Raw genomic sequence first — 16,558 nt, 5'->3', positions numbered from 1 at the left:
GCTCAGCGCGCGACGGCGAAACCGGCCTTTCGCGGGTCGGCCGCCGCGAGAATCTTGGGCCGGCCCGTCGCCGGGCCCGAGCGGTCCCAGGCGATCATCTGGATGGCCGAGCCGAGGAACGGGTCGTCGTCCACGTTCTCGCCGCGGGCCCTGAGGCCTTCACGCACGTCGAGGGGAACCTCGGGGTCGACGAGGAGCGTCGGGCCCTGTGTGTGGATGCGCGGCTGCGACACGCAAACGGTCGGGTCGAGGCCGAACACCAGGCGTGCAAGGGCGGCCTGCGTGGTGCCGGTCGCGATGCGCGCGCCGCCCGACCCGCCGAGCGCCAGGATGGGTGCGCCGTTCTCCACGACGATGGTGGGCGTCATGCTCGATACCGGACGCGCACGCGGCCGCGGCGCATTCGGCCCGCCGCCCGTCACGCCGAAGGGCTTCACGTCGTCGGGGGAGGAGAAGTCGTCGAGCTCGTTGTTCAGCAGGATTCCAGTGTCACCTGCGACGATGCTCGCGCCGAACGGACCGTTGACCGTCGTGGTGAGCGCCACCACGTTGCCCTCCTGGTCGGCCACGACCACGTGACTCGTGCCCTGCTCCTTGGTCTTGAAGTCGGTCGGAGCGTGCGTCTTCGTGGCTTCGATACGCTTGCGGCGCGCCATCAGCTGCGCGGGATCGAGCGCAGCGTCGTAGGCCTTGAGAACCTGCGGGTCGAGATCCGGATCGCCGGCCACGCGCGCGCGGTCGGCGAAGGCGCCGCGCATCGCCTCCGCGAGCGTGTGCAAGTACGCGCTCGAGCCGAACCCCATCGTGGCGAGCGGGGAGTTCTTGCTCGCACCGAACATGGTCATGGTCTCGAGGAGCATGAGGCCACCGGCCGACGGCGCAGGCATGGTGTAGATGGTGCGCCCGTCGATCGTACGCGTGAGCGGAGCGCGCTCTTGAGGCTTGTAGGCGGCGAGATCGTCCGTGGTCATCGTCCCGCCGGCCGCGCGCACGGCGTCGGCGATCTTCTTGGCCGTGGGGCCTTCGTAGATCGACTTCTTGCCCTCGGCTCCGAAGCGCACGAGCGTCTTGGCGAGCTCCGGCCGCTTGATGCGCGCGGCATGGCCGGCGGGATTTCCGCCCGGCAAGAACGACGACGCGAAGTCCGGCATCGTCTGCAGGCGCTCTTTGAACGCGGCGACGACTTCGGCCGTGTGCTTGGCGAGATAGAAGCCGTTCTGCGCGAGGGCGACAGCGGGGGCCGCGTCGTCGGCGAGAGACTTCCTTCCCCACTTGCGAGAGAGCATCTCGAGGCCTGCCGGCTCGCCGGGAACACCGACGCTTCCTCCGCGCGGACCGGACCAGCGCGAGCGATCCATCTTCTTCGCCCAGAGAACGTCACCCGAGTAACTCGATGGCGCGGTCTCGCGAAAGTCGACGACCGAGACCTTCTGATCTTTCGCCGTGTACACCATGGCGAAGCCGCCGCCGCCGATGCCGCTTGCCGACGGGTTCACGACGCCCAGCACGAGCGATGCTGCAATCGCGCCATCGACCGCGTTCCCACCTTGCGCCATGACGTCGAGCGCCGCCCGACTCGCTTCCGCGTGGTCCGCCGCGGCCGCATACGACCGCCCCTCGGCGCTCGGCGGGTATGCTGCGGTCGAAGCCTTCGGCAGCAAGAGCCCGAGCGCGGTGAGCGCGGCTGCACCGATGGCCGCCAAACGGAGCCGATGCGACCCCGTCCACCCTCGCGGGGCATCCAAGTTCCCGTCGCTTCGCCCCACTCGATGCACTAGGCTGCGGACCGAGGTTTTTCGCATGCGATTCGTCTACGTGATGGATCCGATGGATCGTGTTCTTCCCGACAAGGATACGACCTTCGCGTTTCTGCGCGCTGCACAAGCGCGAGGCCATGAGGCTCTCCACTGCGAGCCTCGCGATCTGTTCGCGAAGGGCGGCGAAGTCTTCGCGCGGGTCCAGCATCTTACCGTGAGCAACACGCCTCCGTATGCGGTCTTCGGGACCCGTGAAGAGGTGAAAATCGCGGACACGGACGGCGTCTTCATCCGCAAAGACCCGCCGTTCGACGCGATGTACCTCTATTCGACGCTGCTCCTCGAGCTCGCGCGCGGCAAAACCGTGCTGATGAACGACCCGCGCGGTCTTCGCGACAGCAACGAGAAGCTCTACACGCTGCATTTCTCGAAGTGGATGCCGCGTACGATGGTCACGTCGAACGAAGATCAGATCTTCGCGTTCGTGAAGGAAGTCGGCGGGCGCGGTGTCATCAAGCCGCTCGATCTCGCGGGCGGCAGCGGCGTCATGATGCTCTCGCCGGACGACAAGAACGCGCGTGCGATCGTCCAGCTCCTCACCGAGGAGGGTCGTCGCCTGGCGATGGTGCAGGAGTACTTGCCCAACGTGGTGAAAGGCGACAAACGCATCTTGCTGCTCGACGGCGAGGTGCTCGGCGCCATCAACCGCGTTCCCCGCAGCGACGATCTCCGTTCGAACATCCACGTCGGAGGCAGCGTCGAGGCGTGCGAGGTCACGGCCGAAGAGCGCGCGCTCGTGGCTGACATCGCACCGCGCCTCAAGAAAGACGGGCTGATCTTCGTCGGCCTCGACGTGATCGGCGGCAAGCTCACCGAGGTCAACGTCACCTCCCCCACCGGCATCCAGCAGCTCAGCCAGCACGTGAACCGCGAAGTGGCGGACGACGTCATCACCTGGATGGAGCGCGCGTCGACCGCTCTCAAGAGCGCCGCTTCGCGCTGATGCCGGTTACGGTCCTCGTTCGCAGCTCGAGCGAGGGGGCGACGGAGCCGCCCTCGCTCACCTTCGACGGCCCACGAATCGTCCTCGGACGTGGGGCGGGCAGCGACGTGCGTCTGCCCGATCCGAGCGTGAGCCTCCGCCACGCGACGATCCGCGCGACAGGGACCGAGTACGCGATCGTCGACGAAGGGAGCACGAACGGAACGTGGGTCGGCGGAATTCGCCTGCTCCCGCAGACGCCGCGCGTCGTGAAAACCGGCGATCTGATCCGCGTAGGCCGCGTGTGGCTCGAAGTGGCGATCGGTCACAAGGCAGCGACCCCCGATCTGGGCCTCGCCACGCGAGACCTCGCCTTCGCGCTCGTCCGCAACGCGATGGAAGCGGTGGGCGACGACACCGTCGTCAAAGTGCGTATCGCGGAAGGCCCCGATCTCGGCGTCGAGCTCGGCCTCCTCGACGACGGGCGAACCTATCTCATCGGCCGCGCCGAGCGCTGCGATCTACCCTTGGCCGACGAAGACGCGTCGCGCGAGCACGCCGCCATCACGCGTCGTGGAACCCAGGTTTTCCTGCGCGATCTCGCTTCGCGTAACGGCGTCTTGCTCGGCGAAATGCCCGTGGAGCCGAACCGTGACACGCTCTGGCGTCCGCCCACGATGGCGCGCATCGGGCGCTCCGTTCTCGCGCTCGACGAGCCCGTGTGCATCGCGCTCGCGGCCCTCGAAGCCGCGAAGGACGAACCACTCCCGGAGGAAGATGCGCCGCCGGCTCCGGCGCCTTCGCGCGGCATGCCCTCGGTGCCCCCGAGCGTCGGGCCGCGCAGCACGGCCCCGTCGGCGGCTCCTGCGTCCGCCGCCCCGCCCGCCTCCGCAGGAGCTCCGTCGGCACACCTCGCCGACGCTCCGGCGGCCCCTGTGGTGGCTGCGCCCGAGCCGCCGGCGCCCAAACGATCGCGGCGTGCACGCGGCTGGACCACCACCGACTTCGCCGTCGCGGGCGTCGCCATCGCCGTCATTGCGGTGAGCCTCGCGGGGCTCGTCTGGGTACTGAAGTAGCCCGTCAGAACTTGTGCGGCTCGGTCGCCGCGGCCGCGCCTGGAGGAGGAGGCGGCGGCTCACTCGCGATGGCCGGCACGGTCGCGCCGGACTCTTCGTGTGCCTGCGGAATGGATCCACGGCGACCGCGCGGCGAGTAGCTCGTCGGAAGGCCCTCGAGGGGAATCGCCGAGAGCATGCCCTCGAGATCGTCGGCGGTCTTGGGGCGGTCGTTGATGCGCTTTTTCAGGCACTTCATCACGACCAGATCGAGCGCCTCGGGGATGCCGAGATCGGGCCTGCGCTGGCGCATCGGCACCGGGATCTGACGCTGGTGGAGATCGAGAAGCTCGCGGCGGCTCTGCGCGACGATCGGCAGCTCGCCGGTGAGCGCTTCGTACATGAGCACGCCGAACGCGTAGAGGTCGGTCTGGGCGACGACGTTGGCGCCGATGCACTGCTCCGGGGCCATGTATTCCGGCGTTCCGAGCGTGTAGCCGGCCTGCGTCAGAGACTCGGCGCTCGTCAGCTTGCTCATGCCGAAGTCGAGGACCTTCGCGCCGCCCCCTTCGCACAAGAAGACGTTGCCAGGCTTGAGATCGCGGTGAACGACGCCCTTCTTGTGCGCCGCCGAGAGCGCGCGACACACGCCGATGAAGACCGGGAGCGCGAAGCCAGGCGCGACGATGTGCTCGCGCGAGAGCTTGTCGGCGAGCGAGCGCCCATGGAGGCGCTCCATGACGACGTACATCGAGCCGTCGGGCATCTGATCGAGGTCATGCACGCGCGCCACGTTCGGATGGTCGACGTGGACCTGGATGTACGCCTCGCGACGTAGACGCGCGATTTCTCCGCCGTCACGTGCGGCCGCTCCGCGGAGCACCTTCACGGCGACTTCGTGGCCGAGCGTAGTGTGTTCCGCGGCGTAGACGACGCCGATGCCGCCCGAGCCGATCTTCTTTCCGATGCGGTATTTGCCGCCCAGAACCGTACCGGTGAGTTCACCAGGAACGGCGGTGCTCGTGGCTTCGCCCTTCAGGTCGAGACCGCGTTCGAGAGCCGCGATGCGGTTCTTCTCGAACACACGCGAAGCCGCCTCGCGCTTGCTGTTCTCCCAGAGGCGACCCGCACCGGCGCCGAGCGCACCGGCGAGCACACCGCCGAGCACACCGGCGATCGGACCGCCCGCCACGCCCACCGCGAGGCCACACACGGCGCCCGAAGCGACGGCCCCGAGGACCATGCCGTTCTTCGTCGTCGGCAGCTGCCAGACGACGCGATAGGTGCAGCAGTCGTTGCCTTTTGCGAGGCAGCTCTCGTGGGTGATCTCGGCATCGGGAAGGCCCCAGATGCGCGGGATGCCGGAGAGCTCGCCTTCTCGCGCGGCGCAGAAGAGCACCTCGGTCGACGTGTCGACCTTGTCCTGCTCGTCGTAGCCGTCGCTGCGCGGACGGTAGGTGAGCTTGACCTCGTGGACGCGCGCCTTGTCCTTCGTGGGCGCGGGACCGTCGAGTTCGAGCGTGGCCGCTGCATCTCCGCCGCCCTTGGACGAGGCGGTCTTCACGCCGCTCTTCGCGGCATCGTCCGAGGGGTAATGCAGCTCCCACGTGCCGACGCGCGTGACCTCACGAGCGTTGTCGGCGAGGTATTCGTACGCGTCGACGGGGTGCTCGGCCGTTCGCAACATGCGAACGTGCGTGCCGAGCGCTTCGGCGTTCGTCACCCAAGGGCCGCGACGACGGAGCGCGTCCATCCCGAGCGCTTCGCAAATCCCACGAAGCGCGCGCTTCGCGGCTTGCGTGCTGACCCACCCGGTCTCGTTGTCGACCATGGCGGGATCGATCCCGGCGTTCTCGAGGATCGTGCGCACGGCGCGTTCCCCCTTCTCCGCACGAATGCGAAGGAGGTAGGTCTTGAGCAGCGAAGCTCGAAGCTCCTCTTTCCCGCTCTGGCGCACGCCGCCTTTCGGCAGCTCGGACACGGTTCCCATGCCTACCGAAGAGCGTACCTGACGCTTTTGCGCCCGAGAAGGGCCCGCCTCACACGTTCGTGATGACTTCGATCTCGCGATGTCGGGCAGCGCCGAAGCTTCGCAACTCCGCGAGCATGGCCTCCGGACCTGCCGCTACCACCAGCGCACCTGCGGGAACCCGCAAGGTATCGATGGCTCGTTCGAGCTCCTGCTGCACGTAGCCCTCAGCTCGTATGGCGCCGGGGAGAACCGCTCGATCGTGGTCGAGCTCGGTTCGAGACAGGCAAAGAACCTCGTTCACGCCGGCCTCGCGCCAGGCCGACACCTCGTCCGAGAGGGGAACATCGCGTGCCGCACGCACCCCCATGAAAAGGTGCGTGGTACGGGCGTCACCGCTCTCGATGCGAAAGCGCATCACCGGGCGGGCAACCGCCAGAGCGCTTCCGACCACCGCCACGACCAGCGGGCGGCCGCGCGCGTTGGACAGCGGAAAGCCGTGCCCAAGCGGCATCGACACACGGAGCGCACTGCCGAGGGGCAGCAAATGCAGCGCATCGGCAGCATCGCCCGCGTTGCGGACAAGGAGCTCCCACCGAGACTCACCCACCCCGCCGGCCAGCACGAAGTAGCCTTTCCCGCGGCCCGTATCGACCTCGACGTACTGACCGGGCGCCACGTATCCGTCGGCTAGCTCGCCCGCGACCTCGATGCCGACGAGGAGCATGTCGGCACCCGCGTCCCTTCGGGCGGCGAGGGTTGCGTTCGACTGCACGACCATCCTCGACGCTCCTTAGAACGAGCCGCCGAGCGAAACACCGGCGAAGGTCGGGCTGACGGCCGGCGTGATCTTCGGTCGCTTTGCGGTCGCTCCCGTCTCGGCCGATCCCGTTGGCTCGAGGAAGTGCCAGACGAGGCCGCCGACGACGAGAACACCGCCGCCGATGAGCGTGATGGTTCCGGCCTGCTTCATGCCGACGGCGCGGCCCGCCGTTTCGCGATTCTGATCGAACTCGTCCTTCTGGAGCTGCGTGGCGTTGCTGCTGTTGACGGTCGGCGGATAGGTGCAGTTGCCGGTTGACTCGTCGCAGCTGGGCGGCATTTTGGGGGCCGCGAGGAGAAGCACGGCTCCGGCCACGACCGCCGCGCCGCCGACACCGACGACGATCCACGGAAGCACCGTGTGCTCGCGACGTTCCGTGGCCGGCGGAGGTGTCGTGGTCGTGGTGGTGGTCGTGGTGGCCGGCGGAGGCGTCGATGCCGCTGCAGCCGCTGCCGCCTGTTCCTTCTTCTTGTTCTCTTCGGCCAGCTGACGCTTGATGTTCTCGAGGCGCGTGCGAAGCGCCGGCGCGTCCGGGCTGTTGGCGGGCACGCGCTCGAGGTACGTCTGCAGCGCGTTGATGGCCTCTTGCTTGTCGCCCTTCGACTCGTAGGCGCGCGAGATGATCACGAGCAGCTCATGCTTCGTGCAATCCCGACGATAGGCCTCGCGGAACTGGGCGATCGCCGCGTCCCAGTTGCTGTCGTCGTACTGGACGCGCCCCGCGAGATAGATCGTGTGCGCCGCGTCGCTCTCGGACTGCGAGATCGTGCGACCCGTACAGGAGGGGTAGCTCGACGAGGCCGCCGTGCCTGATTGCGCATGGGCAGGTGCCGACGCGACCCCGAGTCCAAGACCAAGGGAAAGACCGATTCCGAGTGCAAGCTTGCGAGCGCGCATGACGTTCCGAAGGTGCCTCGGATCATACGGGAAAGGCCGCGTCATGTCGTGAGCTTCGTGGCTTTTTCCCCGAAGAGCGTGATCGCCGAGAGGAGCCATGCAAGGCCCTGCTGGTCGGCGGGGACCGCAATCGGCGCGAGGACGAAGCCGCCCGGTCGCAATTCCGCGTGCACTGGAGTCCGCCACGAGAGGAGAAGGCGGCGCAAACTCGGGGTGACGCCCTTCGCCACGTCCTCGTCGCTCCCCGCGTACGTCGCAAAGGAATGGTCGAACGTCGCATCCCGCGTCGCTCGACGGGCGAGCGGGACGAGGTCGAGCTGTTCGCTGAAGATCCCACTGAAATCGTTCGTGACGGCACACTTCACCGCGACCCGAACGTCCTGGACGATCGCGATCCACGTCGCGACCTGACGCGCGACAGCGCCGGGACGGTCCGACGGCGGGGTACTGGGAAGCGGAACTTCCACGACGGCCCGCGCGAGCGATAGCGACCCCGCCCCCCCCGTCGCGTGCAAGGCGTGCTCGTAGCGAATGGGCGTCTTCAGCGTGGTGTATGGCTCCCACGCGCGGAGCCAGCGCTCGTCGGCCTCAGGCTCGTAACGAAGTCCTCGCTGCGTCGCGAACGATTCGATCCAGAACACCGAAGCCACGACGCCAGCCTACCAGGCTTCGGCCCGCTCGCTGCGCGTCACTCCATCTGCATGGCGGCGTGCGGGGCCTTCTCGCCGTTCGCCGCTTTCTGCTTCATCTCGTACTTGCTCGGGCACTTGGCGAGGACCTGGCTAGCCTCGAGCGTGTTGTCATTTCCGAGCTCACCTTCGACGGTGACGGCCACATCCATCCCCGGAACGTCGCGGAAGGTGTCGGGCACGACGCACTTCGCGAAACGCACGGGGACCTGCACGCCGTTCTTCTCGATGGTGAAGCGATATTCGCAGGGCGTATCGCGCTTCACGAGCGTGCCGTGAACGAGGTTGCCCTCGGCGCGAACGGGCTTGCCGAGGAACTTCACCTTTTGGGCGACGAGCTCGTCGACCGGCTTCGAGTACATGCCCTTGTCCTGCATTCCGACGAGGACGAGCGCGACGATGGCGGCCGCAGCCATGACGAGCGGGATCAGGAGGAGAAGGCGCTTTCGTGCGGCATCCTCTCCCTCTTCCTCACCCTCGCTCCCACGACGACGCCGTGCGGGAACCTCGAGCGCGACAGCGCTGCGAGAATCGTCGCCGCGGGAATCGTGCGGGGAATCGTGCGCGATCGCGTCTTCCGTGGAGAAGTCCTGATTCTGGTGGGAAGCGGCGTCGCTCATGTGCGGGAAAAATGTAGTCCGAGCCCATGCTGGGTCAACGTCATCGTTCGAGCAGAACCATGAAAGGTGCACATTTCTTCCGCGGAATCGCTCACGTGCGACCCGATTTTTGGCGATCGCAAGCAGTTCGAAATCCGAGTGCTACGCTTTCATTCAACCTGCTTGCTCACGCAGGTTGCTCATGACGGAAGTTCTTTCGAAGCCGGTACTCGTTCTCAATCGCGTGTTCCAGCCAGTCCAGCTGACGACCGCGAAGCGGGCTTTCGTACTCCTGTACGGGGGCTCCGCGAACGCGCTCGACGAAGACGGCGAAGAATACGATTTCGCTCTCTGGCGCACGTTGCCCGTGCGGCGTTCGGACGATGCACTTCCCATCATAGGAAGTGCGCTCCGCGTGCCACGCGTCCTGCATTTGCACCGGTACGATCGGACCCCGAAGGTCAGTGTGCGACTCACCCGTCGCAATCTGATGTTCCGGGACCAGCATCAGTGCCAGTACTGCGGGAAGCAGCCACCGCTCCGGGAGCTGAACATCGACCACGTGCTTCCGCGTTCGCGCGGCGGGCCGGACTCGTGGGAGAACCTCGTGACGGCCTGCCGGATATGCAATCTGCGCAAGGGCTGGAAGACGCCGGAGGAGGCGAACATGCGCCTCGCCCGCCGACCCTTCCGACCGAAGTGGACCATGACGGCGCAGCTTCTTCTCGGTTCCGGAACGAAGTACCGAGAGTGGGAGCCGTTCCTCAAGGCGAGCTGACGTCCGCTCACTGCTGAATCTGGCCGTCGACGCACGAGCCCCAGTACTCCCAGCCACCGTTCTGGCAAACGAAGAGATCTTCGCACTCGCAGCATCCACTGGGGCACGCGAGCGCGAAGCCCAGTGAGCAATCGGGAACCTGGAGTGTATCGCATCCGGGTCCGCCGCTCGCACCAGGCGGAGCGTCGATGGCGGCGTCACGAACGGACGCGCCCCCGTCCGAAGCATCGGCCGCGTCCGCCTCTGCGTCGTGTTCGACGGAACTCGCGTCGTGCGCGGGGCAAGCGTGATCGAGCACCCACTGATTGCCGTCGAGGCAGCGATAGACCGCTTCACAGGACAGGTCCTCGCAGGCGACCCCGCGCGAAAGCGGGCAGCCTCCAGCAGGAATGTTCGTGCAAGCCGAGGCCGTGGGAGCGTCTCCGCTGCACGCGGTGACGATGGCCAGACTCGCGAGCACTCCAAGGCCGACGAGAACGAAAGGCGACGAACGACGAGACATCATTTCAACTTCGTGAAGCCATCTTTGAGGGTGCCCACCGGCTTCGTCGACGAAGCGACGGACGACGGAGACAACGCAGATTGCGCCTGGGGCTTGGGGCGCGGATTTGCCGTACGAGGACGTCGCGTTCGGCTGATTACGGGCATCGCCGACGGCGTGGGCGGCAGCTCGATCGCCGCTGCTGCCGGCTCGTCCGGCTGGGCATCGACGGTCTCGAACGCTTCGATCGCGTAGGCTCCCCCCTCGGGACGCGCAACACCGTCGAGCTCGCGCACGTAAGCTTCGGCACGGGAACCGTCGACGGCGACGGCCGTCACGCGATGCAGCAGGCCGCTCTCGCGGGGAACGTCGAAAGCCACGGTGTCCGACGGCGGCGTGGTGTCCCTGGCTTGTTCATCGAAGGTCACACGCGTGGCGACGAAAGGCAGTGGAACGACCACGCGACGGCTCTGCAGAAGGTCGGCGGCCTGGGCCGTCTGCGTGCGCGAGCGCGTGGCGAAGACGCCGAACGCGACGACGAAGGCGACGAACGCCACGCCCGCGGCGGCGAACATGCGAGCGCGCGGCGAAGAGAGGCGACCGCGGATGCTGCCGCCGTCCGCAGCACCGGCATCGAAGGCGTAGCGCTCGCTCGGGGCCGGCGGAGCAATGGTCGCGACGCGGCTTCGCTCTCGCTCCCGCATTTCCGGCGTCGGTGCGGGGCGCACGTTGAGGCCCGAGACTTCGAGCACCCGCCCGAGGTCGGGGACGTCGAGCGCTTCACGAATGCTCTCGTGACGGACACGCAGGCGTTCGCCGAAGAGCGCTTCGATGAGTGAGGCGATCTCGGCAGGCGCCGCGAGGTTCGCGCCGCTAGCCTGTTTCAGGCCATCGGCGAAATTGGCGGCCGTTTTCCAGCGCGTATCGAGATCGCGCGAGAGGCCTCGCAGGATGGCGTCGTCGAGCTCGACGGAGATCGGCGCACCAATCTGCCGAAGCGACGGGATAGGCCCCGTCATCACTTCCTGGAGCGTTTCGATCGCTTCGTCGCCTCGGAAAAGGCGCCGTCCGGCGATGCACTCCCAGAGGACGACGGCCATCGAGAACACGTCGCTCTGGACAGTGCAGAGACGCCGTTTGTCGATGCGCTCCGGCGCGAGGTAGGCCAGCTTGCCCTTCACCTCGTGGGTGCGCGTCGTCTGCACGCGGTCCGCCGCTTTCGCGATGCCGAAGTCGGTGAGGCACGCCCGGCCGTCACAACCGATGAGGACGTTGTGAGGGGATACGTCGCGATGGATGATCCCGATGTGCTTGCCCTGCTCGTCGCAGAGCTGGTGAGCAGCCTCGAGACCGGCGAGCGCGTCGAGCGTGATTCGAACCGCAAAGCGCGGATCGAGGGCACGCCCCATCTCACTCAACTCCTTTCGGATGTCGGAGAGAGACGCACCTTCGACGTAGTCCATGACGATGAACGGCTCGCCGTTGTCGAAGCCGAGCTCGCGGACCTTGACCACATTGTCGTGGCGGATCGCCGACGCGAGACGTGCCTCGTCGACGAGCATCGAGAGGAATGTCTTGTCGCTGGCGAGGTGACGGTGGGGCCGCTTGATGGCGACGAGCGGCGCGTCACGCCCGTCGGCCGCGCGCGCCAGGAAAACCGTGGCCATACCTCCGGCGGCGAGCTCGACGAGGAGCTCGAAATTGCCGCAAGGCCGCCTGGTGAGCTTGCTGTGCTTGGTGTGCACGAAGCTCGCGGCAGGGCTCTTGTCGTCGCTGGACACGTGCGCCACCGGTCTCAATCAACAAAGCACCGCAGCGCGCTCCCGTCGAGTCTCCTTGGGGGAGCCAACGAATGGAAACGCCCGTGCCACGGAGTCCCTGGACGATACGTCACCCCCGGCTCCCAAGCCCCCCGAAATCAGGTACCGTCCGAGACATGCGCATGCCGAACAAACCTGCCTGTTTTTCGTTCCGTCCGCTCGCCTCGGGTGCCATCGCATCGGCCGTTGCGCTCGCCTTCGTGGTGGCGTGCGGCGGAGGTGGAAGCGAAGCAAAGTCCCCGTCGGATACGTCGGCCGCCAGCGGCGCGCCGGGCTCGGCGTCCAATGCGGGCGGCGCGGGCGCAGGCCCCGCGGCACCGACCAGCGGGGGCGCCACGCCGACGACCACGACCGCGCTCGGTGACGGCGGCGATCTCCAAGGCGCCAAGCTCGAATCCTCGACCCACAAGGAGGTCGAAACGAAGGGCGACGCGGGCGCCAAGCCGGCTCCGGGCCCTTCGCAGGAGCCTGGTCGCCGTAGTGAAGACATCCAGACCATCATCCAGACGCACCGCGATGATGCCCGCGCTTGCTACGACAAGGGCCTGAAGGACCACCCGGGCATCGAGGGCAAACTCGACATCAAGTGGACCATCGACCCGCAGGGCGCCGTCACCGACGCCTCGGTCGACACCTCGAAGTCGCAAATCCTCGACCCGAGCGTCGGCAACTGCGTCGTCGAGGTCATCAAGAAGATCAAGTTCGCGCCGAGCTCGAAGGGGTTCGAGACGCACGCGCACTACCCGTTCGACTTCCACCCGCGAAACAACCCCGGCACGAAGCCCGGAACCGCCAAGTAAGGCCTCTCCCGACGGGTCGACCGGCCTCGCCAGCCCCATGCTGGCCGGGCCGGGGCCCAAGCGGGCTGTCGGCGCGACGGAATTTGTGGGAGAAAGGGCCATGGCCGAGCCGGACGTCGTGCCAGCCCTCGTCGCGCTGGGATTCAGCCTGAACGAATCGCGCGCGTACGCTGCACTCCTCCAAGAGAGCCCCGCAACGGGCTACGAAGTCGGCGTTCGCGCGCAAATCCCGCGATCCGCCGTGTATGGCGTCCTTCGCCGACTCGTGAAAGCCGGCGCCGCGCGCTCGATCGCAGGGACGCCCGAGCGGTTCGCACCCGCGGCCGCGGACGAGCTTCTGGCGCTCCTCCGAAAACGGTTCGACACGTCGACCGGCCAGCTGGAAGAGGCGATTCGCAGCCTCGACAAGTCTCCGCCCGCACCCGACGCCTTCAGCGTCCGCGGTTACCAGCGGGTTCTCGAAGAGGCGGAGCGCCTGATTCGAGGCGCGCAGAGCCGCCTGGTCATCAGCGGGTGGCCGCGTGAGATCGAACAGCTCTCGGCAGAGCTGAAGCGCGCGGCGAAGCGAAAGGTCTACATCGTCGTCTTCTCGCACGCCGAGCTCCCTGCGCTGCCCGGCGAAGTCTTCAGCTACGGGCTCGAAGAAGCCTCGCTCGAAGAATTCTGGAAGCACCGGCTCGTGGTCGTGTCGGACGATCGGCGCACACTCATTGGCGCCACGGAAACCAAGGAAGACGACGCCGCGGTCATCAGCGAAACGACGGCCATTGCCGAGATCGCGACGAGCCAGGTGGCGCTCGACATCACGCTGCTCTCCCAGCGCCTCGGAAAGAGCGTCGAAGGCGTGATGGCCAAGATGCTCGGCGCACGCGTCGGGCGTCTCGACACGCTTCTTTCGAAGCGCAATGGTGAGCGAGCCGACCGCGCTGACCGAGCGTCGTCACCTGCCATGCCGAAGTCGCGTCCTCGAGCCGAACGATGAGCCGTCGATCGATGCCACCTCGCTCGGTGGCGCCCATGTTTTCCAAGGGGGCCTTCTCGATCCCTCCGGGGGCGGACGCCTACGCCGATCTACTCCGCGACACCCGCGGCCTGCGTCGCGAGCAGGCCCAGGCACGCGAGCAGTGGCTCGCCAAGCTTCCGGCGGACCGCCGAGACGACGTCCTCTTCGAGCTCGAGATCCTGCTCAAGGGCCTCGCGTGCTTCGCGAACCCTCGGAATCATCCCGGTCCGCCGCGTCGCACCGCAGTCGTGGCCCAGGATTTCCGGGAGAACCTCGTTCTCGCGCGCGACGGCATGCACCGCATCGTGCAGCTTTGCCGGAACCTGCTCGGCGAGGGCGAGCGCGCGTTCGTCTTCCAGCGCTACCTGGAGATGCTCCTTCCCGACGACAACGCGCGAACGCGCCTCGTTCGGGGAGCGAGCAGCCAGGACACGCCGGAAGAATCGCTCTTCCTGCTTCGGCACGCCCTAACGAACCTCGTGGAGGTGACCGGCGGCGTGACGCGCCTGCCTCGGGTCCCGTTCCGCCTTTTCTACGCCACGCTCTCGGTCGCGCTCCGCGAGGTTTCGCAGTCGGCCTTTTTCAATCCGCTCGCGGCGCTCGAGTTCCGACCGGAGTTCGATCGGATCACGAACGTGCGCCTGCTCGAGCTGATGCAGCGGGTGCCGGGGGAACGTGCGCGACGCCTCGTGGCGCTGACCTTCCTGTCGCTTTTCCGCATGTTGCGGTACCTGGCGCTACTCGATCACGTGGTGCGCGAACCGCGCTCCGCCGGGCTCGTCTATCTCGTGCTCAGCGTGCTGCGGTCCGACGCGCGCGCGCTCACGGGCTACTTGCGGAAGCAGGCGGGCGAGCAGCTAGCGGACAGCTACGAGCGTGAGCTCTTCAAGGTTCCCGCCTCCCAAATCGGCGCTCGTTACGAGGAGATGCTCTCGGAGGCGCACCGCTTGCTCGCCATCAAGGCGACGCTCGGAGGGATCGCGGCGAACGTTCGCCTCGAGCTTCGTCGCGCGTTCGAACACGACCTTCCGGCCCCCGATGGAACGGCTACCCCCGACCAGCTGCGCGCCGCGGTGGGCAAGATTGGGGCGAACCTGCGGCCGGCATTGCAGAATGCGGTGCTCGTGCTCGGCAAGTCGCTGGGCACGCGGCTCGACGAGCACGGCGTGTTCGACGACATGGTCGAACGTCGTTCGCTCTCGAATCGCCTTCGGCGCGACGTGTGGATGTTCGCGCAGATCATCCGGGCCTTCGGAGCCAAGGCGCGGGTCGTTCCGACGCGAGAAGATCGGTGGAGCGGCCCTTCGTCGCTTCAGTTCGTGCGCGAGTTCCTCTCGTACTTCAATGCGATGGGCTACCCGCTGCTTCGCGCAGCGGACTACCCGCGGTTCGACACCTTCATCGCCGCGCTCAACGCGCTCGAAGAGACCGACCTCCTCGATCCGGAGCGGCTCGATCGCGCCGTGACGGAAGCCGAGCGCTTCTACACGTTCCTCTCGGATCTCTTCGATCAGATCGGGCAGCGCGACGAGCTTCGCGGCGTGCCGTTCGATCGTCGAGCGGCCGCCGAAGCGTTGCGCCTCTACCTCGGCGACTGAGCCCTCGCTGGCCTGTACGTCTGACACCTACCTCCCGAACGTAGGGGTGATCGCCTGCATTCCTCTGAACCGAAGTGCAGCCCCCCATCGCGTACTGGCAGGGGCAATAACCTCATCCATTTCTTATGGATGTGCTCTCACCCCTGCTCTCGAGCTCGTCTCTCCCCATCGGCAAATTATCTACCGGTCGGTCTACATTCGTCGGGGCCCCGACGGCCTCTCATCCCCGTGAAATTTCACCGGATCGATGACCGGCGACCTTGGCACAACGGCTCGACCGATAATCGACGGCCTCTCATCCTCGTGAAATTTCACCGGATCGATGACCGGGGACCTTCGGGGGCAACGGAGCGAGCGCAGCCCGAAGGGCTGCGCGAGTACAAAAAGGCGAGAGGGCGACACCCGTTGGAGTGCGCCCTCTCGTCCCTTGCCTCTTCCCGACGTCTGCCGAGGAAGAGGCGGTAAAACTACTACGAAACCTGGTGGAGTAGCTTACTCCTCGCCTTCGTCGTGGCCAGCGCCCGACGAAGACGAACCGCCCAACATCGACGGTGACCCGGCCGGCGGAGCAGCCTTCGAGCCGCGGCTTCCGCCACGCGCGCCCGACGAACGCTTTGCCGCAGACCGCCCAGTTTTCGCCGCCTTGGGGGCGGCTTTCCTAGCTGGCTTCTTGGCAGCCTTCTTTGCACCGGCCTTCTTGGCCGGCTTCTTCGCAGCGGCGCGCTTCTTGCCCGCCGTCTTCTTGACCGTCTTACCAGCCGCCTTCTTGGTGGTCTTGGTGGTCTTGGTGGTCTTCTTCGCAGCAGCCTTGGCGCCAGCCTTCGCGCCGGCCTTCTTCTTAGCAGCCATATCGAGTCCTCCTGCAGAGGTGATCTACATGACGTATATGGTCACCTACGTTAGGTGTCAAACAAAAAAACTTGACGCGCGAGCAGGCTGAAAGGGCGCTCCGGTCAGGGTTGACCGGGAAGAAGTTTTCGCCTTGCGCTTCTCCAAATTCTCCATTCCACCTCACGTCGACCCATAAATTTAGGGACCGAATGGCGATGTTGGCAGACTCCATATTCGCAATCAGATCTGGAGTCTGTGCCGATCGCTCCGAGGTGCCTTCAGAAGCGAGGAATCCGGCGATCGAATTTTTTTTTGCTCCGATCGACCTCCAACGTTCACTTCGGACATCGATCGCGCGTCGCGCACCGACGTCGACGCGAGACAACCCTTCGTCGACGTCCCTGCGCGCCTGGGAGAGGTGTCCTTGACGGCGAGTTTGACTGCCCGATACCGTCGCTAGCCGCTCCAAGAAAGGG

General features: G+C 66.7%; 15 protein-coding genes. 6 read left to right on the top strand and 9 right to left on the bottom strand.

The annotated features are described in order from the left end of the window. Positions 1-2: 2 nt before the first annotated feature. On the bottom strand, positions 3-1,703 hold the full coding sequence (ggt, locus tag AKJ09_RS16035; protein ID WP_205633718.1) for a gamma-glutamyltransferase: 1,701 nt from the start codon (positions 1,701-1,703) through the stop codon (positions 3-5). 97 nt (positions 1,704-1,800) lie between these two features. Between ggt and gshB the strand changes: the two genes are divergently transcribed. Both gshB and AKJ09_RS16025 read left to right on the top strand, forming a co-directional pair. Continuing rightward, on the top strand, positions 1,801-2,760 hold the full coding sequence (gene gshB, locus AKJ09_RS16030) for a glutathione synthase (protein ID WP_146648075.1): 960 nt from the start codon (positions 1,801-1,803) through the stop codon (positions 2,758-2,760). Beyond that, positions 2,760-3,815: an FHA domain-containing protein gene (locus AKJ09_RS16025; protein ID WP_146648074.1), complete on the top strand. Its 1,056-nt coding sequence runs from the start codon at positions 2,760-2,762 to the stop codon at positions 3,813-3,815. The genes gshB and AKJ09_RS16025 overlap by 1 nt, the downstream gene beginning before the upstream one ends. Positions 3,816-3,819: 4 nt before the next feature. Here the strand turns inward: AKJ09_RS16025 and AKJ09_RS16020 are convergent, their stop codons facing one another. The 5 genes from AKJ09_RS16020 to AKJ09_RS16000 are packed head-to-tail and all read right to left on the bottom strand — an operon-like array spanning position 3,820 to position 8,792. After that, a complete protein-coding gene (locus AKJ09_RS16020; RefSeq protein ID WP_205633717.1) occupies positions 3,820-5,775 on the bottom strand; it encodes a serine/threonine-protein kinase in 1,956 nt (651 codons plus the stop codon). Positions 5,776-5,833: 58 nt separating this feature from the next. Then, positions 5,834-6,544, bottom strand: a complete 711-nt coding sequence (locus tag AKJ09_RS16015) for a ferredoxin reductase domain-containing protein (RefSeq protein ID WP_146648072.1) — start codon at positions 6,542-6,544, stop codon at positions 5,834-5,836. Between the two features lie 12 nt (positions 6,545-6,556). Then, positions 6,557-7,483, bottom strand: a complete 927-nt coding sequence (locus tag AKJ09_RS16010; RefSeq protein WP_146648071.1) for a tetratricopeptide repeat protein — start codon at positions 7,481-7,483, stop codon at positions 6,557-6,559. A gap of 41 nt (positions 7,484-7,524) precedes the next feature. Further along, positions 7,525-8,133, bottom strand: coding sequence for a hypothetical protein (locus tag AKJ09_RS16005; protein WP_146648070.1), 609 nt, complete (start codon positions 8,131-8,133; stop codon positions 7,525-7,527). A 38-nt stretch (positions 8,134-8,171) separates the two neighbouring features. After that, positions 8,172-8,792, bottom strand: a complete 621-nt coding sequence (locus AKJ09_RS16000; RefSeq protein WP_146648069.1) for a cytochrome c maturation protein CcmE — start codon at positions 8,790-8,792, stop codon at positions 8,172-8,174. Positions 8,793-8,973: 181 nt separating this feature from the next. Between AKJ09_RS16000 and AKJ09_RS15995 the strand changes: the two genes are divergently transcribed. Continuing rightward, a complete protein-coding gene (locus AKJ09_RS15995) occupies positions 8,974-9,549 on the top strand; it encodes an HNH endonuclease (RefSeq protein ID WP_146648068.1) in 576 nt (191 codons plus the stop codon). A gap of 7 nt (positions 9,550-9,556) precedes the next feature. On the opposite strand, the gene AKJ09_RS15990 is transcribed toward AKJ09_RS15995, so the two are convergent. Further along, positions 9,557-10,054, bottom strand: a complete 498-nt coding sequence (locus AKJ09_RS15990; protein WP_146648067.1) for a hypothetical protein — start codon at positions 10,052-10,054, stop codon at positions 9,557-9,559. Further along, positions 10,051-11,820: a serine/threonine protein kinase gene (locus AKJ09_RS15985; protein WP_146648066.1), complete on the bottom strand. Its 1,770-nt coding sequence runs from the start codon at positions 11,818-11,820 to the stop codon at positions 10,051-10,053. Before AKJ09_RS15985 ends, AKJ09_RS15990 begins: the two co-directional genes overlap by 4 nt. 146 nt (positions 11,821-11,966) lie before the next feature. On the opposite strand from AKJ09_RS15985, the gene AKJ09_RS15980 reads away from it, so the two are divergent. From AKJ09_RS15980 to AKJ09_RS15970, 3 genes are all read left to right on the top strand, one after another. After that, the gene (locus tag AKJ09_RS15980) at positions 11,967-12,650 is read left to right on the top strand and encodes an AgmX/PglI C-terminal domain-containing protein (RefSeq protein WP_146648065.1); all 684 of its coding nucleotides are present in this window, start codon (positions 11,967-11,969) and stop codon (positions 12,648-12,650) included. Positions 12,651-12,750: 100 nt separating this feature from the next. Next, the gene (locus tag AKJ09_RS15975) at positions 12,751-13,632 is read left to right on the top strand and encodes a TrmB family transcriptional regulator (RefSeq protein ID WP_169927572.1); all 882 of its coding nucleotides are present in this window, start codon (positions 12,751-12,753) and stop codon (positions 13,630-13,632) included. A 35-nt stretch (positions 13,633-13,667) separates the two neighbouring features. Then, the gene (locus AKJ09_RS15970) at positions 13,668-15,251 is read left to right on the top strand and encodes a hypothetical protein (RefSeq protein WP_146648063.1); all 1,584 of its coding nucleotides are present in this window, start codon (positions 13,668-13,670) and stop codon (positions 15,249-15,251) included. A gap of 492 nt (positions 15,252-15,743) precedes the next feature. On the opposite strand, the gene AKJ09_RS52990 is transcribed toward AKJ09_RS15970, so the two are convergent. Then, positions 15,744-16,100, bottom strand: coding sequence for a histone (locus tag AKJ09_RS52990; RefSeq protein ID WP_169927571.1), 357 nt, complete (start codon positions 16,098-16,100; stop codon positions 15,744-15,746). Between the last annotated feature and the right edge of the window lie 458 nt (positions 16,101-16,558).

The sequence above is a fragment of the Labilithrix luteola genome (assembly GCF_001263205.1).
GTDB lineage: Bacteria > Myxococcota_A > Polyangia > Polyangiales > Polyangiaceae > Labilithrix > Labilithrix luteola.
This window is presented reverse-complemented; position numbering and strand designations above follow the sequence as displayed.